This is a genomic window from Aminobacter sp. P4_D5 (genome assembly GCF_056401815.1).
The window spans coordinates 1-528 of record NZ_JBFUIP010001347.1 but is presented as its reverse complement, the minus strand read 5'-3'; the positions used below and the strand labels follow the sequence as shown (position 1 = coordinate 528).

Here is a 528-nt window from a genome sequence, read left to right as displayed (position 1 = left end):
ATCTTCACGTTCGCCTGGGCGCGCGGATGGTGATGATCGGCTCCCCCGCCGGCGCTCACCCACACCCCCTCCCCTCGCCCATTGTACGGCCATCACGCAGGCGTGATGACTTCCGGCGGGCACCTGCAACCGTTAGGGCCAGATCCTCGTTCGCTCTCGTTCACAGACCAAAGGGACGCGGTGCAGGGACGAAAACGATGACGGCGGATGGATCAGATCGCTCAGCCACACGCTTGGACGCCTTGGTGGGCCAGCGGATCAGGAGCCTTCGGCGCCAGCGRGGCCTCACGCTCARCCAAATGGCCAMGCAGGTCGGYGTTACGGTTCCACAGTTCCACCGYTACGARGTYGGCRCGACCCGSGTGGCGGCTAGCAGGCTCATCGCTATCGCGACGGCGTTGGGTGTCCGGACCGAAGAGTTGATGAGTRATGTCGCGCCCGCTCCTTTCGCCCCSCGCGCTASGTACGACATCGAGCCATCCGCCGATTTGGTCGAGATTGTGGAGCTGTACTCGTCGCTGACGGATC

At 64.3% G+C, this 528-nt stretch carries 1 protein-coding gene; it reads left to right on the top strand.

The genetic code is table 11. The features are described from left to right. Positions 1 to 26: 26 nt before the first annotated feature. On the top strand, positions 27 to 528 hold a 502-nt coding region (locus tag AC1DWF_RS38330; protein ID WP_476843626.1), incomplete at its 3' end, for a helix-turn-helix domain-containing protein.